General features: G+C 63.0%; 28 protein-coding genes. 4 read left to right on the top strand and 24 right to left on the bottom strand.

Features of this window, described 5'->3' with window-relative positions; translation table 11 throughout:
* Nucleotides 1-93: 93 nt before the first annotated feature.
* From ACLE20_RS03425 to ACLE20_RS03540, 24 genes are all read right to left on the bottom strand, one after another.
* Entirely contained in the window at nucleotides 94-714 is a 621-nt protein-coding gene (locus ACLE20_RS03425) for a transglycosylase SLT domain-containing protein (RefSeq protein ID WP_410939128.1), read from the bottom strand.
* A complete protein-coding gene (locus ACLE20_RS03430) occupies nucleotides 611-2,248 on the bottom strand; it encodes a flagellar hook-length control protein FliK (RefSeq protein WP_410938829.1) in 1,638 nt (545 codons plus the stop codon). The genes ACLE20_RS03425 and ACLE20_RS03430 overlap by 104 nt, the downstream gene beginning before the upstream one ends.
* Entirely contained in the window at nucleotides 2,245-3,636 is a 1,392-nt protein-coding gene (locus ACLE20_RS03435) for a chemotaxis protein (RefSeq protein ID WP_410938830.1), read from the bottom strand. Before ACLE20_RS03435 ends, ACLE20_RS03430 begins: the two co-directional genes overlap by 4 nt.
* A gap of 3 nt (nucleotides 3,637-3,639) precedes the next feature.
* The gene (locus ACLE20_RS03440) at nucleotides 3,640-5,034 is read right to left on the bottom strand and encodes a MotB family protein (RefSeq protein WP_410938831.1); all 1,395 of its coding nucleotides are present in this window, start codon (nucleotides 5,032-5,034) and stop codon (nucleotides 3,640-3,642) included.
* Entirely contained in the window at nucleotides 5,031-5,687 is a 657-nt protein-coding gene (locus ACLE20_RS03445; protein ID WP_410938832.1) for a hypothetical protein, read from the bottom strand. Before ACLE20_RS03445 ends, ACLE20_RS03440 begins: the two co-directional genes overlap by 4 nt.
* Nucleotides 5,688-6,060: 373 nt before the next feature.
* Nucleotides 6,061-7,029, bottom strand: coding sequence for a flagellin (locus ACLE20_RS03450; protein WP_410938833.1), 969 nt, complete (start codon nucleotides 7,027-7,029; stop codon nucleotides 6,061-6,063).
* Between the two features lie 302 nt (nucleotides 7,030-7,331).
* On the bottom strand, nucleotides 7,332-8,288 hold the full coding sequence (locus tag ACLE20_RS03455; RefSeq protein WP_410938834.1) for a flagellin: 957 nt from the start codon (nucleotides 8,286-8,288) through the stop codon (nucleotides 7,332-7,334).
* 275 nt (nucleotides 8,289-8,563) lie between these two features.
* On the bottom strand, nucleotides 8,564-9,520 hold the full coding sequence (locus ACLE20_RS03460) for a flagellin (RefSeq protein WP_410938835.1): 957 nt from the start codon (nucleotides 9,518-9,520) through the stop codon (nucleotides 8,564-8,566).
* 268 nt (nucleotides 9,521-9,788) lie between these two features.
* Nucleotides 9,789-10,745 (bottom strand): flagellin, encoded by a 957-nt coding sequence (locus ACLE20_RS03465; RefSeq protein WP_410938836.1) that lies wholly within the window; start codon nucleotides 10,743-10,745, stop codon nucleotides 9,789-9,791.
* 270 nt (nucleotides 10,746-11,015) lie between these two features.
* Nucleotides 11,016-11,972 (bottom strand): flagellin, encoded by a 957-nt coding sequence (locus ACLE20_RS03470; RefSeq protein ID WP_410938837.1) that lies wholly within the window; start codon nucleotides 11,970-11,972, stop codon nucleotides 11,016-11,018.
* Between the two features lie 306 nt (nucleotides 11,973-12,278).
* A complete protein-coding gene (gene fliP, locus ACLE20_RS03475) occupies nucleotides 12,279-13,016 on the bottom strand; it encodes a flagellar type III secretion system pore protein FliP (protein ID WP_410938838.1) in 738 nt (245 codons plus the stop codon).
* The gene (locus ACLE20_RS03480; protein WP_410938839.1) at nucleotides 13,013-13,564 is read right to left on the bottom strand and encodes a flagellar basal body-associated FliL family protein; all 552 of its coding nucleotides are present in this window, start codon (nucleotides 13,562-13,564) and stop codon (nucleotides 13,013-13,015) included. Before ACLE20_RS03480 ends, fliP begins: the two co-directional genes overlap by 4 nt.
* Nucleotides 13,565-13,593: 29 nt before the next feature.
* Complete coding sequence (gene flgH / locus ACLE20_RS03485) at nucleotides 13,594-14,301, bottom strand: flagellar basal body L-ring protein FlgH (protein ID WP_410938840.1); 708 nt, start codon at nucleotides 14,299-14,301, stop codon at nucleotides 13,594-13,596.
* A complete protein-coding gene (locus ACLE20_RS03490; RefSeq protein WP_410938841.1) occupies nucleotides 14,298-14,834 on the bottom strand; it encodes a MotE family protein in 537 nt (178 codons plus the stop codon). The genes flgH and ACLE20_RS03490 overlap by 4 nt, the downstream gene beginning before the upstream one ends.
* Nucleotides 14,831-15,958, bottom strand: a complete 1,128-nt coding sequence (locus ACLE20_RS03495; RefSeq protein ID WP_410938842.1) for a flagellar basal body P-ring protein FlgI — start codon at nucleotides 15,956-15,958, stop codon at nucleotides 14,831-14,833. The genes ACLE20_RS03490 and ACLE20_RS03495 overlap by 4 nt, the downstream gene beginning before the upstream one ends.
* Nucleotides 15,955-16,467, bottom strand: coding sequence for a flagellar basal body P-ring formation chaperone FlgA (gene flgA / locus ACLE20_RS03500; protein WP_410939129.1), 513 nt, complete (start codon nucleotides 16,465-16,467; stop codon nucleotides 15,955-15,957). Before flgA ends, ACLE20_RS03495 begins: the two co-directional genes overlap by 4 nt.
* Before the next feature lie 24 nt (nucleotides 16,468-16,491).
* Nucleotides 16,492-17,280 (bottom strand): flagellar basal-body rod protein FlgG, encoded by a 789-nt coding sequence (gene flgG, locus ACLE20_RS03505; RefSeq protein ID WP_410938843.1) that lies wholly within the window; start codon nucleotides 17,278-17,280, stop codon nucleotides 16,492-16,494.
* A 38-nt stretch (nucleotides 17,281-17,318) separates the two neighbouring features.
* A complete protein-coding gene (locus ACLE20_RS03510) occupies nucleotides 17,319-17,663 on the bottom strand; it encodes a flagellar hook-basal body complex protein FliE (protein WP_410938844.1) in 345 nt (114 codons plus the stop codon).
* On the bottom strand, nucleotides 17,663-18,082 hold the full coding sequence (gene flgC / locus ACLE20_RS03515) for a flagellar basal body rod protein FlgC (protein ID WP_410938845.1): 420 nt from the start codon (nucleotides 18,080-18,082) through the stop codon (nucleotides 17,663-17,665). Before flgC ends, ACLE20_RS03510 begins: the two co-directional genes overlap by 1 nt.
* 5 nt (nucleotides 18,083-18,087) lie before the next feature.
* Nucleotides 18,088-18,468: a flagellar basal body rod protein FlgB gene (gene flgB / locus ACLE20_RS03520; RefSeq protein WP_410939130.1), complete on the bottom strand. Its 381-nt coding sequence runs from the start codon at nucleotides 18,466-18,468 to the stop codon at nucleotides 18,088-18,090.
* 277 nt (nucleotides 18,469-18,745) lie between these two features.
* Nucleotides 18,746-19,294 (bottom strand): flagellar protein, encoded by a 549-nt coding sequence (locus ACLE20_RS03525; protein ID WP_410938846.1) that lies wholly within the window; start codon nucleotides 19,292-19,294, stop codon nucleotides 18,746-18,748.
* 6 nt (nucleotides 19,295-19,300) lie between these two features.
* Nucleotides 19,301-20,689, bottom strand: coding sequence for a flagellar protein export ATPase FliI (gene fliI / locus ACLE20_RS03530; protein ID WP_410939131.1), 1,389 nt, complete (start codon nucleotides 20,687-20,689; stop codon nucleotides 19,301-19,303).
* 5 nt (nucleotides 20,690-20,694) lie between these two features.
* Nucleotides 20,695-21,420, bottom strand: a complete 726-nt coding sequence (flgF, locus tag ACLE20_RS03535) for a flagellar basal-body rod protein FlgF (RefSeq protein ID WP_410938847.1) — start codon at nucleotides 21,418-21,420, stop codon at nucleotides 20,695-20,697.
* 1 nt (nucleotide 21,421) lies between these two features.
* Nucleotides 21,422-22,201 (bottom strand): DUF1217 domain-containing protein, encoded by a 780-nt coding sequence (locus tag ACLE20_RS03540; RefSeq protein ID WP_410938848.1) that lies wholly within the window; start codon nucleotides 22,199-22,201, stop codon nucleotides 21,422-21,424.
* 217 nt (nucleotides 22,202-22,418) lie between these two features.
* Here ACLE20_RS03540 and motA point away from each other — a divergent pair, with 217 nt between their 5' ends.
* From motA to fliG, 4 genes are all read left to right on the top strand, one after another.
* A complete protein-coding gene (gene motA, locus ACLE20_RS03545; protein ID WP_410938849.1) occupies nucleotides 22,419-23,294 on the top strand; it encodes a flagellar motor stator protein MotA in 876 nt (291 codons plus the stop codon).
* Between the two features lie 3 nt (nucleotides 23,295-23,297).
* Nucleotides 23,298-24,236: a FliM/FliN family flagellar motor switch protein gene (locus tag ACLE20_RS03550; RefSeq protein WP_410938850.1), complete on the top strand. Its 939-nt coding sequence runs from the start codon at nucleotides 23,298-23,300 to the stop codon at nucleotides 24,234-24,236.
* Between the two features lie 56 nt (nucleotides 24,237-24,292).
* On the top strand, nucleotides 24,293-24,964 hold the full coding sequence (fliN, locus tag ACLE20_RS03555; protein WP_410938851.1) for a flagellar motor switch protein FliN: 672 nt from the start codon (nucleotides 24,293-24,295) through the stop codon (nucleotides 24,962-24,964).
* 61 nt (nucleotides 24,965-25,025) lie between these two features.
* Complete coding sequence (gene fliG, locus ACLE20_RS03560) at nucleotides 25,026-26,057, top strand: flagellar motor switch protein FliG (RefSeq protein ID WP_410938852.1); 1,032 nt, start codon at nucleotides 25,026-25,028, stop codon at nucleotides 26,055-26,057.
* Nucleotides 26,058-26,107 lie beyond the last annotated feature (50 nt).

A 26,107-nucleotide genomic window follows, 5' to 3' on the forward strand; every position in this document is an offset into this window, starting at 1 on the left:
TAACAAGCGCTCTTGTGAGCTTGCAGAGCGCATACATTAGCAGGCGCCTTTCCCAACGCGTCCATTGACCGTTCTTCTCACCAGAAAGTTGTGTCATTTGCAGAAAGCGGACGCGTTCGGCGTCCATTGTCCGTAGCCCGTCGCCACCAGATTGGCGATGACGCGGCAGACATATTTCTTCTGCGCCGGGTCATTGTTGGGGCCGGCATGATAGCGCGCCACCGCCATCGTCCAGGTTTCATGGCGCGCATGCAGCGCCGCCAGGAAGCGGGCCGCGTAGTCGACATTCTTGTGGGGGTCGAGCATCTCCTCCGGCGAGGCGAAATTCTCGCCGTGGAAGCGGTGATTGATCTGCATGCAGCCGAGATCGATCAGCGTCGCGCCCGACGCACGCGCCGCCTGGAAACGCCGCATCACATCGGCGGCGTCGGTCGCGAACACGGCCTTGCCCTCGATGTTCATCGCATAGGGCTGCAGCGAGCCGCGAACCCCGGTCTCCGTCAGGCCGACCGAGTAGAGAATGCCGGCGGGAATGCCGTAGCGCTCCGCCGCCGAAAGGATCTCGCGTTCGCAGATCCCGGCACCCGCGGGCGCCGTGCGGGCCGCAGCGTCAGATATAGACGCCGGACTGGCCGCCTGGCCGGCCAGCGCCAGCACGCTCGCCAGAAAGGTCCGGACGGGCTTCCTGAGGCGCCTGACGATTGCGCGAGCCATCATTCTGTCGTCCCTCTCCACTCGATGAGAATGCGTTCTGCGGGTCGCGCCCCGCCTGTCCAGAGCCCGCCTGGTTCTGACCCTGCCCAGGCGCCTGGCCGCCATCGCCCGAGGCGGCCGGCGAGAGGACGAGGGTGATCTGATCCACCGCGAAGCCCTGCGCCTTCAGCGCGCGGATCATCGCGTCCTGGTCGTCGGAGAGCTGGCGATAGGCCTCTCCCGTCTCGACCTTCAATTCGACCTGCAACGCATCGTCCTTGAGCCTCAGCGTGGCCGTGACCGTGCCGAGATCGATCGGATGCATCTGGATGCGCAGCGTGTTGACGACCCGTCCCGCGCCGCTCTGCAGCGGATCGCCGCCGCTCTTCAGGCTCTGCGCGAGTTCGGCACTGCCGGCAATGGCGCTGGTTACGGCTTGGGTGTTGACGGGGCTGGCGAGGCCGAGATAGCGGCGTGCCTCGAGCACGGTTACGGTCTCGGCGCGAGGTGACGCTGCCTCGGCGGTGGTGCCGAGCTTGGCACCGTCGGCGCCGGAGCTGACGGAAAGCGCGCTCGCCTTGCCATCGGCGCTGGCGAAGCGGAACAGGCGGTCGGCGGGCGCATCCGGTTCGGAAGCGGCGGCCTTGGCGCCGTTCTTCTCCGCATGCGTCGTGCCGCTGCGGCCGGCCCCACGCAGTGCTTGGAGCTCTGGCGTCGGCTCAGCCGCGGCCTGCGCGCCTGCGGCTTGATCTTCCGAACCCTTGATCTTCTGAACGGGCCGCGCCTGCGGCGCTGCGACGCCGAGCAACACGAAGAGCTGGCGCGTGTCGCCCGCACTTGTCGAGTTCAGACTGCCATGCTCGGCCGACCCGGGTGCCGCCTGACCCTCCAAGCGATCGTCTGCCTCGACCGCGTCCTTCGCATGGGACGCCTTGGTGATCGGATGCTGATCGGAACCATCGGAACTCAAGCCGCCGGCCTTGGAAAACGCCGACGATGCGTCGGCTCGCCCCTCTGCCGTCTTCGCAGCACGCGCTGCCAGAGACGAGAGCGTCCCGGCATCGTCAGTCCTGCTTGTTCCTGCCTTCTTCGAACCGATATCCAAGCCTTGGCCATCGGCCTTATCCGGGTCAGCGGGCGTGTCGATCTGGCCGGCACGTCGCATCGCATCGGACAAGCGAAGCGTCGCGCCGAGATTGCCGCTCGAGCCACGACCCTTTGAGGCGGCAGCCTGAAAGGCGGCGCTCTTGCTGTCGGGCTCCTTCGCTTTTCGATCGGCATCTGCTCCGTCCACCGCAGTCACGGACTGTTCGGCGGCGTGCTGGAGGGCTGCCGATTCAAGCCTCGCCGCCGCCTCCTCCGCAGCAGACTGGCTGGAGCCATGTTTCGCTGTCGCCTGCGCCAGAGCCTTTCCATGTGTCGGTTTCTTGTCGAGATCGGTGACTGCACGCCCGAAGGCCTGATCGTCGTCCGCCGAATGCGCAGTCGTGGCGCCGGCCTTCGCCCTGCCCTTGACGGGCATTGCGGTTGTCAGAATCTCATCAATGCTGGTCATTGCGTGTCCTCCAGAAGCGCGTCGATCTCCCCGAGCTTGCTCTTCCCCTTGTCGAGGAATTTCGCAACTTCCGGATCTCCGCCCGGTATGTCAGGGGCTTTGGCAATGGGTTTGGCAGGTGCTGCGGGCGATGGAGCCGCGGGTGCGACAGCCGGCGCAAAGGGGCTGGCGCCGCTCCCCGTGCTCGCGAGCGGAACCGGTGGTGGACCGGCGGGCGCTGCAGTATCGATCGGTGGCGCCGGCGGCGCGGCGGATAACGGTGGGTTTTGCGGCTTTGGAGCCTGCGGCACCCGCATGATATCCTCGGCCACCTGTCGGGCCGCCTCTCGCAGCGCCCGATCGCGCGGCGAGAGCTCCTCGTCGGGCACGGCGTCGATCTGTTTGACGGCCGCCAGGATATCGCCGGACGAGACGTTGACGAGCCCGGAATAAAGCGTTGAGAGCGCCTCCTCCTGGCTCGTTCCTGGAGCGGACAGCGCCTCGGCGGCGTCGGTGGCGTAGCGTGTCAGGTCCTGGCGACCAGCGATGACCGCGGCGCGGGCAATGCGCAGATAGACCTCGCGCCGGCGCAGCGGGTCGAGGAACGTCAGCGTCTCCTTCACCTTTTCGCGCGCCGCCTCGCTATCATGGCCGACGATCAGCTCGACATAGACATCGGCGACCTGGCTGACATAGGGCGAATGCGGGAAGCGACGCATATAGGTCAACGCGTAGCGGAAGGCCTTGTCCGGATCGCGCGCATCGGAGGATCCCTTGGCCCTGCCCGTTGCGCTCTGCACAAGGCGACCGCGCACGAAAAGCAGCAGAGCGCGGCGCAGCGCCGCCTCCTCGATGTTCGTGCCCGGCGAGAGAAGCCGCGCCTGATCGTAATATTGAACGGCATGGCCGGGGTCATATTGCGAGATCGAATTGGCGAGCACCAGATAGAGGTACGGGCCGACCCTTTGGTCGCGATATTCCTGGACAGCGTTGGACAACACATCGGTGACGAGAGCGGTCTTGCCGGTCAGATAGTGGTTGAGCGCATCGGTGAGGCGGTTGTCGAAGCGGCCGTCGATGTCGCGAGCCGCCAGATAGGCGAGCGTGGCCGGGTTGCCGCCACTCATCGCATAGATCATCGCCGCCTCGACATTGCGTGGATCGTCGAAGGCGGAGCGGTCGACGGCGCGCAGGCGCTTGTCGATGGCGCTGAGCATGAACGTCTGCATGTCATTGGACGCGGCATCGCCGCCGATCGCCTCATCCTGCATGGATTGCAGCGAACGCACCATCTTGAACGGCGGCAGATCCTCCTGCGCGCCGGGCGCCTGTTCTGCAGCGGCACGAGCAGCGCCGTGCAACCCAAGGATGCAGGCAAGAACCAGAAGATGGCGGAGCCGACCCTTCATGTCTCAGCTTCCCGAGGTCTGGAGCAGGATTTCGATGCGGCGATTGGCGGGCGCCAGCGGGTCCTCCGGCACCTGCAGCCGCTTGTCGGCGAAGCCGGTGATCTGGCTCACCCGGCTTTCGGCAAGCCCGCCATGGACGAGCATGTAATAGGCGCTCTGCGCGCGATCGGCGGAAAGCCGCCAGTTGTCGTAGACGCCGTTCTTGAAGGGGCGCCCATCGGTATGGCCGCGAATGGCGATGGCCCCCGGCCGATCCGCCAGAACCTTTCCGAGCTTTTCCATGGCCACGACCAGGCTCTTCTCGGGCACGGAGGAGCCGATGGTGAACATGGGTGTGTCGACTTGCTCGCTGATGGTAACGAGGAGCCCGCCTTCCGTCGGCGTGACGATGAGGCCCTCGGCAAGCTTGCCGGCTGCGCCGCCGATTGCCTTGTCGATGTCGCTCTTCAGCGCAATCGCCGCCTTTACCTGTTCAGTCGAAGGCTTCGGAACCGGCTTGGCCGCTTCGTCCGTCCCGTCCTTGACCGCCTGGAGCGCGGCCATCTGCATGGGATCTGGCGCCGCCTTGCCCTCGGCCTTCCCGCCGCCCTTGGTCTGCGCGACATCCTTGGCAGCGCCGGGTTCCTTGGCTTGAATGTCCTTTGCTTCAACATCCTTGATCTGGTTGTCCTTGGACTGACTGTCGATGGCCGCTTCGGACGCCGGGTCCTGCGCGGTCATACCTTCCGGAGCAGCGGCCGCTGGCGCAGCCGTCTCGGTGTCGGTGGCCGGCGTGGCGAAAGCCGTCTCGGTCGCGCTCGGGCCGCCATTCTTGGCGATCGCCTGCAGTTCCACCTGTTTGGCCCAGAAGTCCGGATCGAAGGGGTCGCGGAAGGCTTCACCGCCCTCGGCACCCGTTGCCGGTCCGGAATCGCCGGCTCCTCCGTCGCCCTTCCGGCTGATATTGGCCTGCTGGCCGGTCTGATTCATGATTTCCGAAAGAACCGAATAGGGGTTCTCGAAGAAGTCGGCGTCGGAATATTTCGTTTCCTCGCCGGAGGTCGCGGTCATGTCGTCGCCGGTCTTTGCCGAACCGCCAGTCTTCGACTGTTCCCCGTCGACCTCGGATTTTTCCTGCGTCTCCTCGCCCTTGGCATCCTTGGCCGGCTTCTTGACGCCCTTCTCCGACGGCTTTTCATCCGTCAGCTGCACGGGATTGAAGTAGGAGGCGATCGCAGCCTTGGTCTCGGCGTTGGAGGCATTGATCAGCCACATGACCAGGAAGAAGGCCATCATGGCTGTCATGAAGTCGGCATAGGCGATCTTCCAGGCGCCGCCGTGATGACCATCATGCCCGCCATGATGACGCTTGATGATGATGATCTCGTTCTTGCCGTGATGGCCTTCGTTCTCGCTCATGCGAGCACCTTCCTGATGGTATCAGCCCAGGCGGAGAGCCGGGTCATGAGGATGGAGTCGCCAAACTCCACGGTGAGGTCCATTTCGTCCGTCTCGACATGGCGGAACACCTGCGCATCGGCCGGAAAGCGGGTCGTCAGTGCGGTGAACAGGTCGGCGGGACCGCGAACCGTAATCTTGACCCCCTCCCCGTCGCCGAGCGCGCGGTTGAGCGCAGCCGCAAGATCGGCCACGGCCCGTTCGGTCAGCGCTTCGGTCATGACGGGACGCAGGGCCTCGGCGGTCTGGGCGGTGAGCAGATTGGCAAGCGCCGAGCCGAGCTCGGAAAAACGGCGATGGATGGTGATGGCGACGTCGTCTGTCAGCCGCCGCTCGAGCACGGCCAGCTCGGCGGCATGGGCCGCGCGCAGCGCTGCGATCTCCGCTGCGTAACGGGCAGCGAGTTCGGCCTCGGCGTGGTCGCGACCGCGGCCATAGGCGCTCTGCCGTTCCGCTTCGATATCGATTTTCGGCTCCGATGCCGGCTTCGGCGTGTAGTGCACATCGCTGCGCACCGGCTCGGCCGCTTGTGGAACGTGGACGGGCGGCAGCGCGGCGAGATTGAGCTTCGGCGCGCTGAAATCTTTCAGGTAGCGGGACAGGGGCGCGCTCATTGCGTCACTCCCGTCGGCGTACCGCAGCCGGCGCGGGACAGGGAGATCCGGGCTCCATCAAGACGAGATCGCAGCACGGCCTGTCTACTCCTTCGAGACGAACCGGGCAGCCGGCAGGTCTCACATGGTCAAGCGGGCGACGCGCTGTCACCGCGCATCGACACTCCGTTCACGGAGATGCAGGAGAAGATTAGGCAGTCAAACTTGTGCGAAGCAAAACTTGGTCAGGCCGGCCGCGCAGGGTCATGGTCATGGTCATGGTCAAGAGAAGAAAAGAGTTGGACCGCGCTCGGGCAATAGCGCGGTCCAACCAGATCGCCCATGCCGATGACCGACGGCGCGGGCGAAGGTCAGCGTCAGGCTTCGTCAGTGTTCACTGCTGGAAGAGACGCAGGATGTTTTCCGAGTTGGAATTGGCGATCTGCAGCGACTGGATGCCCAATTGCTGCTGTGTCTGCAGCGCCTTCAGCCGTGTCGACTCTTCGTTCATGTCCGCATCGACAAGACGTCCGATGCCCTTGTCGATCACGTCGATCAGGTTGGCGACGAAGCTCTCCTGCATGTCGATGCGCTTGCTGATCGCACCAAGGGTCGAGGCCGAATTGGTCAGCGTGCTGAACATGGCTTCGACGGCCGAAACCATTCCCTCGATCGCGTCATTCGAGGTTGATGCGCTGATTTCGATCACGGTCGAACCCGCCGGAGCGGTGCCGCCTGAGACGCTGATGAGGTGGTAGGTCGCCGAGACTGTCGCGGCACCATTAGGCTGGTTGACCGTGACCGCCTTGGTCAACTGCCCGCGCGAGGAGTCCTTCGTATCGATGAGAATCGACGTGCTGGTGTCGTAATCGAGCGTCGTGATGGAAACGGCACCGGTGGTCGAGCGGTTGAACGAGGCAACGATGGACTTCGTGCCCGGCGCGGTGATGCTGTTGTTATAGAGCCAGTTCTCGCCTGAGAAGGAGGCCGATTGCGCGGCCGAGGCAAGCTGGTTCTTGAGCTCGGTGATTTCCTTGTTGATCTTGCCCTTGTCCACGCCCGGTTCGCGCGCGGCGACGAGCTTTGCCTTGATCTCGGAAATAATGTCGATCACCGAATCCATGGCGGAATAGGAGGTATCGACCTTGGCGGCGCCGAGCCCCAGCGCGTCCTGAACGGTCGAGAGCGCCATATTGTCCGATCGCATGGTCGTGGCGATCGACCAATAGGCCGCATTGTCGGCAGCGGTCTCGACCCGGTAGCCCGAGGAGATGCGCGCCTGCGTCTGTTCCATATTGTCGTTGATCGTGCGCAGCGTCTGCAGCGCCGCCATGGCGGCTGCATTGGTCATGATGCTGGTCATGGGATTGCCCTTTTGGTCGAAGGAAACGACATGCCGGGTCTTGTGCCGGCAGAACGGGGCGGCTTCATGCGCACTGCCCTGATTTACCCGTCAGGCAGCCCGTTGCTGTTAAGCGGACGTTAATCGCATCATAGTTAACGAAAGCTTTACGGGGCCTTGCGCGTGTTCATAAAGATCAATTTTTTCGTAAGAATCATGGTTAACGAACAATGACCGCAAAAACGCCGCGCACGAAAAAGCCGCCCTCCGGGGTGGAAGGCGGCCTTCTGGTCGAGCTTTTGCGTGAGTAGGCCCCTGCGCTCTTAGCGGAAGAGCGACAGAATGCTCTCGGAGTTCGAGTTGGCGATCGACAGCGACTGGATACCCAGCTGCTGCTGGGTCTGCAGAGCCTTAAGGCGGGTCGATTCCTCGTTCATGTCGGCGTCTACAAGACGGCCGACACCCTTGTCGATCACATCCATCAGGTCAGCCATGAAGTCATCCTGCATGGAGATGCGCTTGTTGGTCGCACCGAGCGTGGACGCCGCATCTGTCAGGTCCAGCAGGATCTTGTCGACGGCCGAGATCATGCCTTCGACATCCGTATCGGTGGTCGTGTTGGTCAGCGTGATGGCGTTGCCGGACATCGTCGCGCCGGAGACCGCGATCAGGTAGAAGGTTGCCGTCGCCGTACCGGTCTTGGCCGGATCGACCGAAATTGCCTTCGTCAGCTGACCCTTCGTGACGTCCTTCGTGTCGATGAGAACCGAGGTGGAGGCATCGAACTTCAGGACACCGACGGCGACGCTGCCATCGGCGGAGCGGGTGAAGGACCCGACCATTTCCTTGGTGCCGAGCGCCGTGGTCGAGGTGTTGTAGAGCCAGTTCTCGCCGGAGAAGGAGGCCGACTGTGCCGTGGAGGACAGCTGGTTCTTGAGCTCGGTCAGTTCCTTGTTGATCTTGGTCTTGTCGACGCCAGGCTCGCGGGATGCGACCAGCTTGGCCTTGATTTCGGACACGACGTCGATCGCGTTATTGAGACCGGTATAGGCTGTATCGGTCTTGGCAGCACCGAGGCCGAGCGCGTCCTGAACGGTGGACAGCGCCTTGTTGTCCGACTTCATCGTCGTCGCAATCGACCAATAGGCCGAGTTGTCAGCAGCAGTTTCAACACGCAGACCCGAAGAAACGCGAGCCTGGGTAGACTCCATGCTGGTGCTGATTGAGCGAAGGGTGGAGAGTGCAGCCATAGCTGCAGCATTGGTAAGAATGCTTGTCATTGGACCTGTGCCCTTTTGAATGAAAGACTGAGAGGGCATTCCGGGTTCTACACCGGGAAACAGCGACCAGCTTCATGCCTGTCAACGCGTTACTTGTGAGGGTTAACCCGCTGCTTCGATGTCCACATCAAACACCATCATGGTTAAAGAAGACTAAAGCGCAACGGCGAATTCCCTCGCGACCGAGAAAGCCGCGGTCCTCAAGGACATAGGCTTCTCGGTCGGAGGGTGAGAAAGGCGCTGCCGCGCTTTTCCGCGCGTCAGGACGCTCCCGATTAGCGGAAGAGCGACAGGATGTTCTCCGAGTTCGAGTTGGCGATGGAGAGCGACTGGATGCCGAGCTGCTGCTGGGTCTGCAGGGCCTTCAAGCGCGTGGACTCCTCGTTCATGTCCGCATCCACCAGACGACCGACACCTTTTGTAATGGTCTGTCGCAGGTCAGCCATGAAGTCGTCCTGCATGGAGATTCGCTTGTTGGTCGCACCGAGCGTGGCGGCCGAGGCCGTCAGGTTCGTGAAAATACTTTCAACGGCCGAGATCATCCCTTCGACTTCGGCATCGGTGGTCGTGCCCGTGAGCTGGATCGCGCTGCCCGTTTGAGAACCGCTGGCTACGGTGATCAGATAGTAGGTGGCAGTGGCCGTACCGGTCTTGGCAGGATCGACCTGGATCGACTTGGTCAGCGCACCCCGCGAAGCATTCTTCGTGTCGATGAGGACCGAGGTGGAGGCGTCGAATTGGAGGATGCCAACCTGCACGCTTCCGTCGGCGAAGCGCGTAAACGACCCGACCATTTCCTTCGTGCCAACTGCGGCGGTCGAGCTATTGTAGAGCCAGTTCTCGCCGTAGAAGGAGGCCGACTGTGCCGTCGATGCCAGCTGGTTCTTCAGTTCGGTCAATTCCTTGTTGATCTTCGTCTTGTCCACGCCCGGCTCACGCGCGGTGACCAGCTTCGCTCTGATTTCAGAGATAACATCAATCGCGTTGTTGAGACCGGTATAGGCGGTATCGGTCTTGGCGGCGCCGAGACCGAGCGCGTCCTGAACGGTGGAAAGTGCTTTGTTGTCCGACCGCATGGTCGTGGCGATCGACCAGTAGGCCGAGTTGTCGGCGGCAGTTTCGACACGCAGGCCGGAAGAAACGCGGCCCTGCGTGGACTCCATGTTTGCTCCGATCGTGCGAAGCGTGGAGAGTGCAGCCAGAGCTGCTGCATTGGTCAGAATGCTTGTCATTGGAGATCTGCCCTTTTTATTAAAGAGAGTTTCAGAGGGCATTCCGGATTGTACACCGGAGAACAGGGAAGTGCTTCATGCTCGTTGACGCGTTACTTTGTTGGTCAACCACTGTTCTGATAACCACATCAAACACCATTAAGGTTAAGCAATAGTGAAATCTTATTTAGAAAAAAGTTTATAAGAAAAGGCCGCGCTCTGTCGGGAGCGCGGCCTTCTCACGAGCGTCGGGAGCGCGGTGACGCGCGCTCCGGGACCTTCTTGCGATTTATCGGAAGAGCGAAAGGATGTTCTGCGAGTCGGAGTTGGCGATCGAGAGCGCCTGGATACCGAGCTGCTGCTGGGTCTGCAGGGCCTTGAGGCGCGTGGACTCCTCGTTCATGTCCGCATCCACCAGACGACCGACACCCTTTGTGATGGTGTCTCGCAGGTCGGCCATGAAGTCGTCCTGCATCGAGATGCGCTTGTTGGTGGCACCGAGCGTGGCGGCCGAGGCCGTCAGGTTCGTGAAGATACTTTCAACGGCCGAGATCATCCCTTCGACTTCGGCATCGGTGGTCGAGCCCGTAAGCTCGATCGCGCTGCCCGTCTGGGAACCGCTGGCCACGGAGATCAGATAGTAGGTGCCGGTGGCCGTACCGGTCTTGGCAGGATCGACCTGGATCGACTTGGTCAGCGCACCCCGCGAAGCAGTCTTCGTGTCGATGAGGACCGAGGTGGACGCGTCGAACTCCAGGACGCCGACGGAGACGGAACCGTCTGCGGCACGCACGAACGAGCCGACCATCTGCTTGGTGCCAACTGCGGCGGTCGAGGTGTTGTAGAGCCAGTTTTCGCCGTTGAAGGACGCCGACTTTGCCGTAGAGGCCAGCTGGTTCTTCAGCTCGGTCAGTTCCTTGTTGATCTTGGTCTTGTCAACGCCCGGCTCGCGCGCGGCGACCAGCTTGGCCTTGATCTCGGAGATAACATCGATGGCGTTGTTCAGGCCCGAATAGGCCGTATCGGTCTTGGCAGCGCCGAGACCGAGCGCGTCCTGAACAGCCGAGAGAGACTTGTTGTCCGACCGCATGGTCGTGGCGATCGACCAGTAGGCCGAGTTGTCGGCGGCAGTCTGAACACGCAGACCGGTGGAAATACGGTTCTGGGTCGTGTCCATATTGGCGCCGATCGAGCGAAGCGTCGTCAGCGCCGCGATTGCAGCAGTATTCGTCAGGATGCTTGTCATAGGAAATTGCCCTTTTATACGAGAAACAGAGAGGGCATTCCGGCTCTGCACCGGGAAGCAGCGACCAGCTTCATGCCTGTCGACGGGTTCCGTGTTGGTCAACTCGCTACTTGATGCGCTTATAAAGAACTTTCTACATTAAATAGATGTAAAATATTTTGGTTAAGAAAAACGAAAAGCGAAAAGCCGCGCTCCTTGCGGAACGCGGCTTTGCAATAGGCGGGAGAAACGCGCGGTGCCGCGCGTTTCGATCGATCGAGGCGTCTTCGCTTAGCGGAAGAGCGACAGGATGTTCTGCGAGTCGGAGTTGGCGATCGAGAGCGCCTGGATACCGAGCTGCTGCTGGGTCTGCAGGGCCTTGAGGCGCGTGGACTCCTCGTTCATGTCAGCATCCACCAGTCGGCCGACACCCTTGTCGATCACGTCCATCAGGTCGGCCATGAAGTCGTCCTGCATGGAGATGCGCTTGTTGGTGGCGCCGAGCGTGGAGGCTGCGTCGGTCAGGTTCGACAGCATCTTGTCGACGGCCGAGATCATGCCTTCGATGTTGGCGTCGGTGGTCGTCGCCGTCAGCGAAACCGACGAACCCGTCATCGTCGCACCGGAAACGGTCACGAGGTAGTAGGTGGCGTTGGCGGTACCGGTGTTGCCCTGGTCGACGGTGATGCCCTTGGTCAGCTGGCCGTTGCCGACAGTCTTCGTGTCGATCAGGACCGAGGTGGAGGCGTCGAAGCTGAGCGTGCCGACCGAAACCGAACCGTCAGCGGCACGAACGAACGAGCCAACCATGGTCTTGGTGCCGAGCGCCGAGCTCGAGGTGTTGTAGAGCCAGTTTTCGCCGTTGAAGGAGGCCGACTGTGCCGTGGAGGACAGCTGGTTCTTCAGTTCGGTCAGTTCCTTGTTGATCTTGGTCTTGTCCACGCCCGGTTCGCGTGCGGCGACCAGCTTGGCCTTGATTTCAGAGACAACGTCGATGGCGTTGGTCAGGCCGGTATAGGCAGTGTCGGTCTTGGCAGCGCCGAGGCCGAGAGCGTCCTGAACGGTGGCGAGAGACTTGTTGTCCGACTTCATGGTCGTGGCGATCGACCAGTAGGCGGCGTTGTCGGAAGCGTTCTGAACGCGCAGGCCCGAAGAAATGCGGCCCTGGGTGGTTTCCATGCTCGAGCTGATGGAGCGGAGCGTGGAAAGTGCTGCCATTGCGGAAGCGTTGGTGTTGATGCTCGTCATTAGACTGTCCCTCTACGGTACGAAAAACAAAACAGGGACATACCGGACTGAATACTTACCGGTGATGGCGGTTCGGCGTCATGCCACTCGGCCCTTCGTTATCCCGAAGAAACCAAACCCGTCATGTGAGGGTAATGTCGCAGCCAAAGCTTGCGATCCGCTTAATCGGCTGCTTACGCCGTACCGCTCTTCGGAAGTCATCACTAAAGTGACAACCTCAAAAGTTATTTGATCACAATAACTTGCAGAATATTATAAATTACTTACGTTTAAAACTAAGAAAGCGTCTATTAACCAAGACTGCGATCAATTGAAAGAGCGCACTAAACTTCCAACAAGGAGATTCCACCCGTCGATCAGGACGAAGAACAGGATCTTGAACGGGAGCGAGATCGAGGTGGGCGGCAGCATCATCATGCCCATGGCCATGGTGATGGTGGCGACGATCAGGTCGATGACGAGGAAAGGGAGCACGATCAGGAAGCCGATCTCGAAGCCGCGGCGGATCTCCGAGATCATGAAGGCCGGAATGACGGCGCGCAGATCGACCTGGCCGTTGGTGACGACCGTCTGGTTCTTTTCCCGGGCGATGTCGATGAAAAGCTGAAGGTCCTGGTCGCGCGTATTGGCGACCATGAACTCTCGGAACGGCTCGCTGATCCGCGTCATCGCTTCCGTCTCGGTGATCTGGTTCTGGATCAGCGGATCGACGCCATCGCGCCAGGCGCGGTCGAAGGTCGGCGACATGACATAGAAGGTCATGAACAGCGCCAGGCTGACCATGATCGTGTTGGACGGCGTGGTGGCGAGCCCCATGCCGCTGCGCAGGATCGCGAAGGCGATGACAAAGCGGGGAAAGCTCGTCACCATGATCAGGATGCCCGGGGCGACCGACAGGATCGTCAGCACCCCGAAGGTGCGAATGATCCAGGACGCCGCCGAGCCATCGATGGGCGTGTTGAAGATCTGGCTCGGGAAGCCTTGCGCCACCGCGATCCCGGTCATCGCCCCGAAGGCGGCTATGAAGGCGGCAAGACGAATCATTGAATGACGAATGTCCGGATGATGACATCCGATATCCGCCCTTCCGAGCGGAGGTCAACCCGCTCCTTGATATCATCCTTGAGATACTGCAGGCCGCGCGGCCCCTCGATCTGCTGGAGGGAGACGGTCTTAAGATAGGCAGCGATATCGGTCTCGATTGTCTTCGCCATATCGGCGTCGCTCGGACCCTTGAAGACCAGCGCCAGCTCGAGCCGCACCCAGTTTTCAGCGGGATAGGCGAGATTGGTGGTGATCGCGTCGAGCTGCAACAGGCCCGGCAGGGCAGCCGAGATGGTTGGCAGGCCCTCCTCCTTCTTGCTCCCGCCATGAGCGCCGGCCGGCGGAGCCTTGCCCTGCTGCTTGGCCTTGATCGCAGCTTTCGCCTCTTCGACCAGCTTGGCCTCCTCGGCGGTCAAGGGCGGGGTGGCGAGCAGGCCGCCGACGACCCATCCGCCGCCGGCACCAAGCAGCGTGATCGCGGCCAGGGCCACGATCGTCAGGATCTTGCCCTTCTTCTTGCCGGGCGCAGACTCGTCCGCTTCACTCATCTCAGCTCTCGTTTCTTGGTCCGCTTGGGTCAGATCGGCGATACGATGTCCATGACCTGCTGGCCCCATGGCGGCTGCTGCACCTCGGTCAGGCGGCCGCGACCGCCATAAGAAATGCGCGCCTCGGCGATCTTGTCATAGGAGATCGAATTCTTGGCATCGACATCCTGCGGCCGGGCGATACCCGCCACATTGAGGATGCGCAGCTCGTGATTGACCCGCACCTCCTGGGATCCGCTGATCAGCAGATTGCCATTGTCGAGAACGCCGGTGACGACGGCGGCGACCAGCAGCTGCAGCTTCTCGGCCCGCTCGGTCGTCCCCTCGCCCTTGGTCTTCGTGTTGGAGTCGTAGTTCAGGCCGCCATTCCAGCCGAAATCGCTGCTCTCCGACTTGCCCTTGGCACCGATGTTGAAATTGCTGCCGTTGGTGCGGCTGCGGTCGGTCTTGTTGTCGAAGGAGGCCTTGTCGTCGATGCGAATGTCGACGGTGATGATATCGCCGACCTTCATGGCGCGCGCATCCTTGAAGAGCGCGGACTGCTGGTCGCTCCACAGGGAGTAGCCGGCGGCCATCTGATGCGGCTCCTTGGGATACATGGCGAGCTGCGGCGTCTGCGTATATTGCAGGCCGCTGCCGATCGGGCTCATGGCCGGCGCGCGGCCGACATCCTGGAGCGAGCTCTGGCATCCCGAAAGGAGTCCGGCGGCCAGAAGAGCCGTGAGGCGCGTTCTCATGTGGGTTCCTTCGAGGTGTTGGGGTCTGTTGCGCTGGAAATGATGTTGGTGAGCACGGCCGCCTTCTCACCCGGCATTTCGCTCAAGATCAGGCTCGACTGACGCGGCGGCAGCTTCATGATGATGGCGGCGGCGATCTCAGGCCTCACCAGCGTCAGCTTCTCGGCCGCCGCATCGGGCTTCATCGTCTTGTAGATGCCGACAAGGTTAAGTTCGGCCTGCTTCAGGAAGTCGTCGCGCCGCTTCAGCCAGTCCTGATATTCGTCGCGGCGCTTTTCGAGCAGGGCAATGCGCTGGTCGACGCTCGCCTGCAGGTCTTCGAGCTGCTTTTTCTGCAGGAGATAGCGCTGGTCGCGCGCGGCGTCGGCGATATTGGTGCAGAACTGCTGCACCTCGCTGCCGTCGCCCTCACCCGTCACCGGCGCGGCGACATCTTCGGCATAGGCGCCAGGGATCGAGAGCAGAGCCGCAGCCGCGAGAGTCAGCAGCAGGCGCCGGTTGCGTGGGGTGGCGAAAGGGTTCGAAGCACTCATTGCAGCACGAGCTCCGCCTGAAGGGCACCGGCCGATTTGATGCCCTGGAGAATGGAAATGATGCCATCCGGCTTGACGCCGATCGAATTCAGGCCGGCGACGAGGGTGCGCAGATTGGAACCGTTCAGGATCGCCACCTTGCCGCCCGACTGGGTGGCATCGATGGTGGTGTTGGGCTCCACGGCGGTCTGGCCGCGCGAGAAGGGCTCCGGTTGCACCACGGTCGGCGATTCCGTCACCTGCACGGTCAGCGTCCCATAGCTGACGGCCACCTGCGAGATCCGCACATCCTGACCGATGACGATGGTGCCGGTGCGCTCGTTGACGACGACACGGGCCGGGACGTCGGTCTCGATCACGAGGTTCTCGATATCGGCCATCAGCCGGGCAAGATCGGCCATCTTCGGGCGATCGACCACGACGGACTGGCTGTCCCGCGCCTCGGCGATCCGTCCGCCGAACTGTGCCTCGGCATAGCGGTTGATCGCGGCGGCCATGCCGACGGCGGTGGAGAAATCCGGGTTGCGCAGCTGGAGCGTCAGGTTGACGCTGTCCTTGAACTTGGCCGGCAGTTCGCGCTCGATGATCGCGCCGTTCGGCACCCGGCCGGAGGTGGTGGTGTTCTGCTGCAGCGTGGCGGCATCGCCCTCGGCACTGAAGCCGGAGACGACGACCGAACCCTGCGCCACCGCATAGATCTGCCCGTCCGCTCCGGAGAGAGAGGTCATGACCAGCGTGCCGCCACGCAGCGAGGTGGAGTCGCCGAGCGAGCCGACGGTGACGTCGATGCGGCTGCCAGGGCTCGCAAAGGGCGGCAGGTTGGCGGTCACGAGCACGGCCGCGATGTTTTTCGAGCGGGATTCCCCGCCTTGGGTCGAAATGCCGAGATTCTGCAGCATGGCCCGCAGCGACTGTTCGGTGAAGGGCGAGGAGCGCAGGCTGTCGCCCGTGCCCTGCAGGCCGACCACGAGACCGTAGCCGATCAGCTGGTTGTCGCGCCCGGACTGCAGCGAGGCGACATCCTTGATGCGCGACGCGGCGGCTGCCGGTTCAGCCAAGGGAAGAAGAGCCACGGCACAGGCTGCCACCAGAAGCGACAGGCGCCGAGCGAGACAGACAATCATTTTGCCACCACCTGAACAGAGCCGTCCGCCATGACCGTGCCGGAGACGACGACGCCGGAATCGGTGTTGCGGACGCGGATGAGCGCGCCGATGCCGGCATTTTCGAGAGGGGCACCGCCGGCAGTGATCGTCAGCGGGCCATTGTTATAGACGATCCGTACCGCCTTGCCCCGTTCGACGAGGTAGGGGTCGCGCAGCCCTTGAACGAGAATGACCCGGCCGGCCAGCAGGGTGCGGTCTGTCACCTTGCCGACCACCTGGTCGGTCGAGACGGCGTAGTCACCGACGAGATCGGGATTGGTGACCTCGACCACCTGCAGCGAGCCGAGCTCCACCGTCTGGCCGGGATAGATCGTCTCGGTCGGGATGACGGCGGTCGGACCGCCGGCGAAGGCGGTTCCCGGCAGGGTCACCAGCCCGCCGAAGAGAATGACGGCGGCCTGCGCCAGGCGCCGATGGAATGCTGCGAGCCCGTTTTCGAGGAGGCCGCGTGCCTTCGGACCAAACATCATGTTCGCCGCTCCTTTCAAACCTTACCTGAGGTTCTTGCTGACCGTGGAGGCCATTTCGTCGGCAGCCTGGATGATCTTCGAATTCATCTCATAGGCGCGCTGCGCGGAAATGAGATCCGTAATCTCCTTGACCGGATCGACATTGGAGGCTTCCAGATATTTCTGCTTGATCTGGCCGTAGCCCGGATCGGTCGGCACGCCGACCACCGGGTTTCCGGAAGCCGCCGTTTCCTTGAAGAGATTGTCGCCCTGCGGCTCGAGACCGGCCTCGTTGACGAAATTGGCAATGGTCAGCTGACCCACCGTCTGCGGCACGGAATTGTTGCCGACGCGGGCCAGCACTTCGCCGGAGGTGGAGACGGTGATCTCCGAGGTCCCCTGCGGAATGGTGATGCCTGGGACGACCGTATAGCCGTCGATCGTCACCAGCTCGCCCTGCGCATTGGTGTTGAAGGCGCCCGAGCGGGTATAGGCGGTCTGCCCGTCCGGCGTCTCGACCTGGAACCAGCCGCGGCCGACGATCGCCATGTCCAGATCGTTGCCGGTCGAGATCAGACTGCCCTGGATGTGCAGGTTGCGCACGGCGGCGGTCTGGACGCCGAGGCCGACCATGGCGCCTTCCGGAACGATCGCCTGGTTGGCGCGGTTCGGCACGCCAGAGGCGCGCTCGGTTTGATAGATAAGGTCAGAAAACTCGGCCCGGGCCCGCTTGTAGCCTGTCGTATTGATGTTCGCGATGTTGTTCGCGATCACTTCGAGGTTCAGCTGTTGGGCATTCATGCCGGTGGCAGCGATCGAGAGAGCCTTCATGCGGGTAAGTCCTTTTGGAGTGGGGCGCGGGTCAGGCGTCAGATCGACATGCGGGTGATGTCGAGATAGGCGGTCACGACCTTGTCGCGAATGGCGATGGCGGTCTGCAGCGATTGTTCGGCATGCATGACGGCGTCGATGACTTCGCGGGTATTGGCTTCGCCGCGAATGCCCTGAATGGAGGCCGTTTCCGCCGATTTCAGCGCGCCGACAGCGTCGCTGGCCATGCTGCCCATAACATCGGCGAAGCTCTGGGCGCCGGGGATGCCGGAGGCTCCGGCGGCGGCGGATGCCGCGGTGCTCGCAGCGCTGGTCGCGGTCGAGGCGGCGCTGCCCGCGAGGTTGGAGAGCGAGGAGGTGATGGTGGAGATCGCGTCAATCATTATTGCGAAGCCCTCAGGAGGTCGATGGTCTGGCTGATCAGGTCACGCGCCTGGCGCGTCGCCTGGAGGTTGGCCTCGTAGGCACGATTGGCTTCGCGCATGTCGGCCATTTCGACGAGGATGTTGACGTTCGGCATCTTGACCATGCCGCTGGAATCGGCGGCCGGATTGCCCGGGTCGTATTCGAGCGTGAACTGGCTTTCGTCGACGCCCAGGCGCTGCACCTCCACCGAGGAGGCGCCGCTGGCGCGGTCGATCTCGGCCGCGAAGCTGACGGTCTTGCGACGATAGGGGTCGGCGCCCGGCGCATCGCCGGTCGAGCGCGCATTGGCGATGTTTTCGGAAACGATCCGCAGCCGGGTCGATTCCGCTTCCAGCCCGGAGGAGGACACTTTCAGAGCAGAGACGAGAGGATCCATGGCGCTTATTTCCTGACGACCATCAGCATCATGCGGTGGAAGGATTTGACGAGTCCGGTGTTGAGCTCGTAGTCGCGCTTGATCTCGCCTGCTTTCATCAGCTCCTTCTCCAGCTCGACGCTGTTGCCGGATTGCTGGACTTCGGCCTGATTGTTCAGTGCCGTCTCGGTGATCTGCGAGGCGAGCGGCGCGTCACGGAAATGGGCGGGGTTGGTGGCGGCCATCTGGACGCCGGTCTGCTGCATGACGCTCTGGAAGGGCGTCACGTCCTTGGCGGCATAATGAGGGGTGCTTGCGTTGGCGATGTTGCCAGCTACGACACCTTGGCGGACGGAAAGCCACTGGGCTTGCCTCGATGCCAGTTCGAAAAGCTGAATAGGTTGCATCATGCGACTCCATGCTTCATTGCCTCCGACACTAGGCCGGTAAACTTGCGTGGGACTGTCGCCAGTAGGGCGCCGAACGCAGCCGGACGCCATCCTGTCCGGCGCGGGCCGGCAGGGGTCGCGCCGTCATGGCGAGGCTTTCCGGATCACGGAGAGCGCGGCGCGAGCATCATGCTGCGGAAGGGGAAAGATCTGACCGGACGGGCCGGTCTGCAGTCGTATCGAAGCGCGGCGCGCCTCGTCTTGCCTGACGTCCGGCGGCTTGCGCCGCCCGTCCTCACGGCGCTTTCAGCACATCGCCCTTGGAGGTGACCAGAACCCAGCCGCCGTCCCGCTCTTCGAGCGTGGCAAGCCGGCTGTTGTCCGGCAGGGGTGACCCGACCTTGACGATGTAGAGGCCGTTGGCGTCCTCGATAAGCGCGCGGCCGCCCGCCACATGGACGAGCTTGAAGCGGATCGAGCCGGGAAAGGGCTGGTCCTGGCCGTCGGACTTTGGCGCAGGCGTGGCGCGGTCCGGGGTTGAGGCGGTCACCAGCTGGTCGAAGAGCGCCTTGGTCTCCTCGTCCGCGCCGGTGTCGAGCGGCGAGGCGGTCGCCTCGTCATGGCCGATCTTCTGGCTCAGATCATGGGGCTTTCCCTGCCAGAGCGCCGGCATGGCGAACTTGTCCTGGTTCAGGAAGGCGTACCAGGGAAAGAAGGTGGCGAGACCGGCCAGCGCCACACCGGTCGCGATCAGCGCGCGGTCGATCAGCGGCGTGCGATCCTTGTGTCGCGGCTGGCGGACGATCTCGTCGGCGTCCCGTTCGTCGAACCTCGTTTCCTTCATGCCATCCTACCGTCTGATCTGTTGCCCGCCCAAGCCTGCCGCCGCCTTCAGCGCATTGGCAAGATCGGTGAAGGCGTCAAAGGCCGGGCCTTCGCCAGGTGTCTGCTTCAAAGTGTCGTAGATGACCGGCACCTGCTTGATCGCCATGTCGAGATCGGGATCGGCGCCGGGTCGATAGCCGCCGATCAGCCGCAGGTCGCGGGTTTCCTCGAAGCGGTGGATCAGCGCCTTCAACCGGCCGACCAGCACCTCCTCCTCCGGCGTCCAGGCCTTGCGGGCCAGACGCGAAACGGAGGCGAGCGGGTTGATCGGCGGGTAGCGCCCCTCTTCCGCCAGGCTGCGGTCCATGACGATGTGACCGTCGAGGATGCCGCGCGTCGAGTCGGCGATCGGGTCGTTGTGGTTGTCGCCATCGACGAGGATGGAGATGATGGCGGTGATTGTCCCCGTGCCTTCGGCACCCGGCCCGGCGCGCTCGAGCAGGCGCGGCAGCTCGGTGAAGACCGAGGCCGGATAGCCGCGCGCGATCGGCGGCTCGCCCGAGGCGGTCGCGACTTCGCGGATCGCATGGGCGAAGCGGGTAACGCTGTCGACGATCAGCAGCACGTTGTCGCCCTGGTCGCGGAAATATTCGGCGATGGTCACGGCCGTCAGCGGCGCCATCTTGCGCAGCATCGGGCTCTCGTCGCTGGTGGCGACCACGGCGACCGACTTGGCGAGGTTGTCGCCCAGCGTATCCTCGATGAATTCCCGCACTTCACGGCCGCGTTCGCCGACGAGCGCGATCACCACCTTGTCGAAGGCATCGGCCCGGGCGAGCATGGAGAGCAGCGTCGACTTGCCGACGCCGGATCCGGCGAAGATGCCGAGGCGCTGGCCAAGGCAGAGCGGCGAGAAGATATCGATCGCGCGCACGCCGGTGCGAAAGCCGTGCTCGACACGCTTGCGGGTCATGGAGGGCGGCGCGGTGTTGGAAATCGGCCGCCGGTCCTCGCCCTGCGTCATCGGGCCACGGCCGTCGATCGGCTCGCCGAGCGAATTGACGGTGCGGCCGCACCAGCTCTCGTTCGGTGCCACCCGAAAGGCACCCTTGCGGATGACGCGGTCGTGAATGCCGATCGGGTCGCCGGGGCCGATCGGGCAAACGACCACCGTTTCCTGCTCGACCTTGACGACCTCGCCAAGATGCACCCCGTCGGCCCCCAGATGCGCGACGAATTCGCCGAGCCGGACATGGCGGGAGAGGCCGCTGACCGTGTAATGGCCGGGCGAAATCGTCTGCACATGGCCGCCCGGCGCGATGCAGGCATCCGGTTGGGCGTAGCGGCCGACGAGGCCGGCCATGGCGGCGAGCGCCGAGGACCCCTGATCGATCTGCAGCGGTTCCGACAGCATGTCGTTCATTTCGCGCCGCCGAGCGTCTTGATCGCCTCATTGAGCGTCGTGTCGTTGTCGCGCATCAGCGAGGTGATGTTCTCGAAGGCGCGCGAGACCATGATCAGCTGCGACATCTGCTGGATCGGGTCGACGTTGGATTCCTCCAGATAGCCCTGGGTCACGCCGACTTCGAAGCGGTCGACGACCGGATCGGCGGCGTTCGGCGGAATGACGCCGCAGTTCTCGAAGCGTGCGAAACCCTTGGAGAGATCCGCCTCGTAGAGGCCGAGCGAAGCGACCGGGTTGCCGTTCTGGTGGATGACGCCATCCGCGCCCACCTTGACCTCACCCGCATTGGCATTGATCTGGATCGGCCCACCGCCGGCGTCGAGCACCGGATACCCCTTGAGCGTGACGAGGTCGCCGGTCTCTGTCAGCGTGAAGCGCCCGTCGCGTGTCAGCACTTGGCCGGCCGGCGTATCGATCGCGAACCAGGCATCGCCCTTGATCGCGAAATCGAGCGAATTGCCGGTCTGCTTGAGGCCGCCGCTCCGCGTATTGATGAACTCCTTGCCTTCGTCCACGAAGGCCACCTTGGTCGGCTTGGTGTCGCCGAGCACGGTGTTGAACTTCACCTCGGTCGAGCGGAAGCCGGTGGTATTGGCATTGGCGATGTTGTCGGCGAGCGTGTTCAGCCGGCGTTCGAGCGCCATCTGCGAGGAAACGGCCACATAAAGGCTGGTCTGCATCTCAGCGGCCTCCGAGCTTGAGCGTGTTGATGGAGAGAAGGAGATCGGCAGAAATGCCGGTGTTGCGCCCTCCCCCGAAGACGGCGAGCGGGTCGGTGGCGTCGCTTGGGTTCTTCGCCTCCCACAGTGCGGTAAACCGCTCCATCATCTTTCCGAGCTTCTTCGGATCCTTGAAATCGGCGATGTTGATCGCTTGGCCGATCATGTCGGCCTGCCGGTCGATGTCGGCGGCTGCAGCTTCGTCCGGCATCTGGATCAGCGTGCGCGTCACCTGAGCCAGGGCATCGTCGGCGAGCAGCCCATAGGCGCTGGTGATGCTCGGCGCCATGCGCTCGAAATAGAGCGCCAGACGCACGCCGGAATTATCGGCGCCGGCCTCCTGCTCCAGGGTCTGGCGGTTATATTTGTCGACGACGCCCTTCTGCGCCGCCTCGAAACTTGTGGCGGCCTCGCCGTTGCGGGCGAAGTTGAGCGAGGTGACGAGATCGGCATAGCGGCTGTCTGTCAACTGCTTGGCGAAGGCCTTGTCGTTGTCGATCCCTTCGGTCAGCACCTTGCGCATGAAGGCCTTGGCATAGGCCATATCCTCGAGCCCGTGGGCCTTCATCGCGTAATTGTAGAGGCGCGTATCGGCGAAGAACTGGTCGATCGTCTTCACGCTGCCAATCGTCTTGAGGTAGTATTCGCTTTCCCGCTTAATGTCCGGCTGCTCCGCGACGCGCTTCAGCGAGGTCGGCAGGTCGGCCGAGATCTGTCGGTAGCTCGTATAGGTCGTGGTCACGCGCAATCCTCATCGCCGGCCGCTTGCCTCTCAACCAGCGGCAAGACGATCGTTCTCTCGGCAGCAGGGTGCCGTCTCATCGCAAAGGCTGACGCAAGCGGCTTGCGCGAAGCTGATGGAAGAAAGCGCGCCGTTCGAGGGGGCTTACAGCCAGCCTGACGCAAGGCTGAGCGCCTAGGGATGACCCCCATAATCCACCGTTGCGGCAGGGAACGTTATGAACATCATCATTGGCCTCGTGCTGACGCTCGGCTGCATTCTCGGCGGCTTCATCGCGATGGGCGGCCATATGGAGGTCCTCAACCAGCCCTTCGAGCTCGTCATCATCGGCGGCGCCGGCATCGGCGGTTTCATCATGGCCAATTCGATGAAGACGGTGAAGGACGCCGGCAAGGCGCTGGGCGAAGCCTTCAAGCACAAGGTGCCGAAACAGCGCGAATATCTGGATACGCTCGGCGTGCTCTACAGCCTGATGCGCGACCTGCGCACCAAGTCGCGCAACGAGATCGAAAGCCATATCGACAATCCCGACGAATCCTCGATCTTCCAGCAGGCACCGACCGTCCTGAAGAACAAGGAGCTCACCTCATTCATCTGCGACTATGTTCGCCTGATCATCATCGGCAATGCCCGCAGCCACGAGATCGAGGCGCTGATGGACGAGGAAATCAACACCATCACCCATGACAAGCTGCATTCTTACAATTCGCTGCACACCATGGGCGACGCCTTCCCGGCGATCGGCATCGTCGCGGCCGTTCTCGGCGTCATCAAGGCCATGGGCGCCATCACCGAGAGCCCGGAAGTGCTGGGTGGCAAGATCGCCGCCGCACTCGTCGGCACCATGCTCGGCATCTTCCTCTCCTACTGCGTGGTCAGCCCGCTGATCGCCAACGTCAAGCATGTGCGTGAGAAGCAGAACCGGCTCTACATCATCGTCAAGCAGACCCTGCTTGCCTACATGAACGGCTCGGTCCCGCAGGTGGCGCTGGAATATGGCCGCAAGACCATTTCCGCCTATGAACGCCCGTCGATCGACGCGGTCGAGCAGGAAATGATGAATCCCGGCGGCGGCGACAGCAAGGCGGCCTGATCCATGACGGCGAACACCAATATCTACACCTTCGACAAGCGTCTGCTTGCCCGCATGACCGGCGCGCTCGGCGATCCGCAGACGCTGAGCAAGATCTGTGGCGAACTCGGCCAGGTCTTCGGCGAATTCCTGCCGGACGTGCTGAAATCCGAAACCGGGCTCGACATCACCATTGCTTATGGCGGCTTCGAAAGCGGCGAGCAGACGGCGCTGATCCGCAAGCTTGGCAGCGGTGTAGCCTTGAGCGATTGCTCGCTGCGCAACTGGTGCGACTTCATCATCGGCTGCGACAGCCCGGCCATCATCGCGCTGACCGAAATGCTGCTCGGCGCCGAACCGGAGAAGGTCGAGGAGTCGGCTCCGCGCACGCTTTCCAGCATCGAACTCCAGGTCGCAGGCCTGTTGACCGACAAGATCGCCGACGTGCTGAAGTCCGCCGTCAATGCGGAAGGCGGCTTCGAGCCGCTGGTCGGGCGGCCCGTCAATGCCGAAAAGCGGCCCCTGCCAGATGCGGACGCGCGGACGGTCTATGCGGCCTGCGTGACGGTGACGCTCGGGATCGGGCCGGTGCTCTCCACCTTCGCGATCGTCATCCCGCAGCAGGTGCTGCTCAAGACCGCCATCGTCTTCCCGCAGGGCATGAACCAGACCCGGCGGCAGAAACCCGCCTTCCAGGCCAAGCTCGAGGAACAGGTCCGCCGCTCCATGGTGGAACTCGAGGCGCGCATTCGCCTGGAAAGCTTGACGCTCGGCCAGGTCAGCCGCCTGCAACCGGGCGACATCATTCCGTTCCATGATGCCAAGGACGTCAGGGTCGAGGTCAATGCCAATGGCCGCGAGCTCTACGTCTGCGAATTCGGACGCTCCGGCGCCCGCTATACCGTGCGCATCTCGGATACGCACGGTTCCGAGCAGGACATCCTTCACCACCTCATGAGCTGAGGCGCGAAACGCGCGCGGACAGGCTTGGGGCAAGCTTCGATTGGAATAATCCGGACATGGCACCGAAAACAGCACCCACCGACGACACCCCGATCGCAGGCTTTGGCGGCGACGACGAGCTTGACAAGGCGATCGACGATCTGCGCGGCGTCCTCAAGAGCGACGCCGAGGGCTCGATCCCCGAGACCACTCTCGATACCGACTTCGGCGCGACGACCGAAACCTCCGACTTCTCCTCCTCCTTCGGCGCCGATCTCGACGCCGACAACCCCTTTGCCGGCAGCTTCGGCACGGCGAGTGCCGAGACGAGCTTCGATGCCGACAGTTTCGGCGGCGGCAGCGATCTCGGCGGGTCCGACTTCGGCGGATCGAGCTTCGGTGGCTCCAGCTTCGGCGGGTCCAGTTTCGACGCCGGCGCAGCCGAGGACGACGCCTTTGCGACGCCCTCTGCCTCCAAGCCGGCGGGATCGGCCCTCGAGAGCAATCTCGACCTGATCATGGACATCCCGATCGAGGTGCAGATCATCCTCGGATCGAGCAAGATGCAGGTTTCGAGCCTGATGAACCTGACCGAGGGCGCGACGATTGGGCTCGATCGCCGGATCGGCGAGCCGGTCGAAATCATGGTCAACGGCCGGATCATCGGCCGCGGCGAGATCGCCGTGCTGGAAAATGACGAGACGCGCTTCGGCGTGAAGCTGATCGAGGTCATCGGCGGCAAGAAATGATGCGCCACCGCGCATGTGAGACGACAGACGGGACCCGGTTAGGGCCGACGAGGAACGATCCATGATGGATTTCGATGATTTTCAGACCCAGGCACCGAGCCGCCCCCTCAGCCAAACGGACAAGGCGGCGGCGGTGCTCCTGGCCATGGGCAAACCGATCGCCGGAAAGCTTCTGAAATTCTTCACCCAGAGCGAGCTGCAGGGCATCATTGCCTCGGCGCAGAACCTGCGCTCCATCCCCCCTCAGGAGCTGGAAGTCCTCGTCAACGAATTCGAGGATCTCTTCACCGAGGGCGCCGGCCTGATGGACAATGCCAAGGCCATCGAGGCGATCCTCGAGGAGGGTCTGACGCCGGACGAGGTGGATGGCCTGCTTGGCCGCCGCACCGCTTTCCAGGCATACGAATCCAGCATCTGGGACCAGCTCCAGGACAGCGACCCGAGCTTCGTTGCCCGCCACCTCGGCAACGAGCATCACCAGACGATCGCCTATGTCCTGTCGATGATGCCCTCGAGTTTCGGCGCCAAGGTTCTCCTGGAGCTGCCAGAAGAGGGCCGTGCCGACATCATCAACCGCACCGTCAACATGAAGAATGTCAGCACGAAAGCGGCCTCGATCATCGAGACGCGGGTCATGGAGCTCCTGCGCGCCATGCATGAGGAGCGCAATTCCGCCGGGTCGATCAAGGCGGCCGAAGTGATGAACGAGATGGAGAAGACCCAGGTCGACGATCTCCTTGCCTCGCTCGCCTCGCTGAATGCCGAGACGGTCAAGAAGGTGCGGCCGAAGATCTTCCTCTTCGAGGACATCCTGCAGATGCCGCAGCGCAGCCGCGTCATGCTCTTCAACGAGATTTCCGGCGACATCATCACCATGGCGCTGCGCGGCACCAGCATGGATCTGCGCGAATGCGTGCTCGCCGCGATCGGCGCCCGCCAGCGCCGCATGATCGAATCGGATCTCGCTTCGGGCGATGCCGGCATCAACCCGCGCGACATCGCGGTCGCCCGCCGCTCGGTGACCCAGGAGGCGATCCGCCTCTCGGCCGCCGGCCAGATCGAGCTCAAGGACAAGGACGCCGTCGCGGCCTGATCGCAAGCCCCTCTCCGCCCCTTGCATGACACGCCGGACCGGCCCACAAC

The organism is Rhizobium sp. YIM 134829, from assembly GCF_046546455.1.

Coding starts and splice junctions, on each gene's coding strand:
- flgB (WP_410939130.1), bottom strand. CDS start 18,468: ATGCAACCTATTCAGCTTTTCGAACTGGCATCGAGGCAAGCCCAGTGG.
- flgG (WP_410938843.1), bottom strand. CDS start 17,280: ATGAAGGCTCTCTCGATCGCTGCCACCGGCATGAATGCCCAACAGCTG.
- flgF (WP_410938847.1), bottom strand. CDS start 21,420: ATGCAGACCAGCCTTTATGTGGCCGTTTCCTCGCAGATGGCGCTCGAA.
- ACLE20_RS03440 (WP_410938831.1), bottom strand. CDS start 5,034: ATGAGCGAGAACGAAGGCCATCACGGCAAGAACGAGATCATCATCATC.
- fliP (WP_410938838.1), bottom strand. CDS start 13,016: ATGATTCGTCTTGCCGCCTTCATAGCCGCCTTCGGGGCGATGACCGGG.
- ACLE20_RS03425 (WP_410939128.1), bottom strand. CDS start 714: ATGGCTCGCGCAATCGTCAGGCGCCTCAGGAAGCCCGTCCGGACCTTT.
- ACLE20_RS03435 (WP_410938830.1), bottom strand. CDS start 3,636: ATGAAGGGTCGGCTCCGCCATCTTCTGGTTCTTGCCTGCATCCTTGGG.
- ACLE20_RS03445 (WP_410938832.1), bottom strand. CDS start 5,687: ATGAGCGCGCCCCTGTCCCGCTACCTGAAAGATTTCAGCGCGCCGAAG.
- flgC (WP_410938845.1), bottom strand. CDS start 18,082: ATGGATCCTCTCGTCTCTGCTCTGAAAGTGTCCTCCTCCGGGCTGGAA.
- flgA (WP_410939129.1), bottom strand. CDS start 16,467: ATGTTTGGTCCGAAGGCACGCGGCCTCCTCGAAAACGGGCTCGCAGCA.
- ACLE20_RS03455 (WP_410938834.1), bottom strand. CDS start 8,288: ATGACAAGCATTCTTACCAATGCTGCAGCTATGGCTGCACTCTCCACC.
- ACLE20_RS03460 (WP_410938835.1), bottom strand. CDS start 9,520: ATGACAAGCATTCTGACCAATGCAGCAGCTCTGGCTGCACTCTCCACG.
- ACLE20_RS03480 (WP_410938839.1), bottom strand. CDS start 13,564: ATGAGTGAAGCGGACGAGTCTGCGCCCGGCAAGAAGAAGGGCAAGATC.
- ACLE20_RS03550 (WP_410938850.1), top strand. CDS start 23,298: ATGACGGCGAACACCAATATCTACACCTTCGACAAGCGTCTGCTTGCC.
- ACLE20_RS03490 (WP_410938841.1), bottom strand. CDS start 14,834: ATGAGTGCTTCGAACCCTTTCGCCACCCCACGCAACCGGCGCCTGCTG.
- ACLE20_RS03495 (WP_410938842.1), bottom strand. CDS start 15,958: ATGATTGTCTGTCTCGCTCGGCGCCTGTCGCTTCTGGTGGCAGCCTGT.
- ACLE20_RS03525 (WP_410938846.1), bottom strand. CDS start 19,294: ATGAAGGAAACGAGGTTCGACGAACGGGACGCCGACGAGATCGTCCGC.
- ACLE20_RS03430 (WP_410938829.1), bottom strand. CDS start 2,248: ATGACCAGCATTGATGAGATTCTGACAACCGCAATGCCCGTCAAGGGC.
- fliG (WP_410938852.1), top strand. CDS start 25,026: ATGATGGATTTCGATGATTTTCAGACCCAGGCACCGAGCCGCCCCCTC.
- ACLE20_RS03510 (WP_410938844.1), bottom strand. CDS start 17,663: ATGATTGACGCGATCTCCACCATCACCTCCTCGCTCTCCAACCTCGCG.
- ACLE20_RS03465 (WP_410938836.1), bottom strand. CDS start 10,745: ATGACAAGCATCCTGACGAATACTGCTGCAATCGCGGCGCTGACGACG.
- flgH (WP_410938840.1), bottom strand. CDS start 14,301: ATGAGAACGCGCCTCACGGCTCTTCTGGCCGCCGGACTCCTTTCGGGA.
- ACLE20_RS03450 (WP_410938833.1), bottom strand. CDS start 7,029: ATGACCAGCATCATGACCAATGCAGCCGCCATGGCGGCGCTGCAGACG.
- fliI (WP_410939131.1), bottom strand. CDS start 20,689: ATGCTGTCGGAACCGCTGCAGATCGATCAGGGGTCCTCGGCGCTCGCC.
- motA (WP_410938849.1), top strand. CDS start 22,419: ATGAACATCATCATTGGCCTCGTGCTGACGCTCGGCTGCATTCTCGGC.
- fliN (WP_410938851.1), top strand. CDS start 24,293: ATGGCACCGAAAACAGCACCCACCGACGACACCCCGATCGCAGGCTTT.
- ACLE20_RS03470 (WP_410938837.1), bottom strand. CDS start 11,972: ATGACGAGCATCAACACCAACGCTTCCGCAATGGCAGCACTTTCCACG.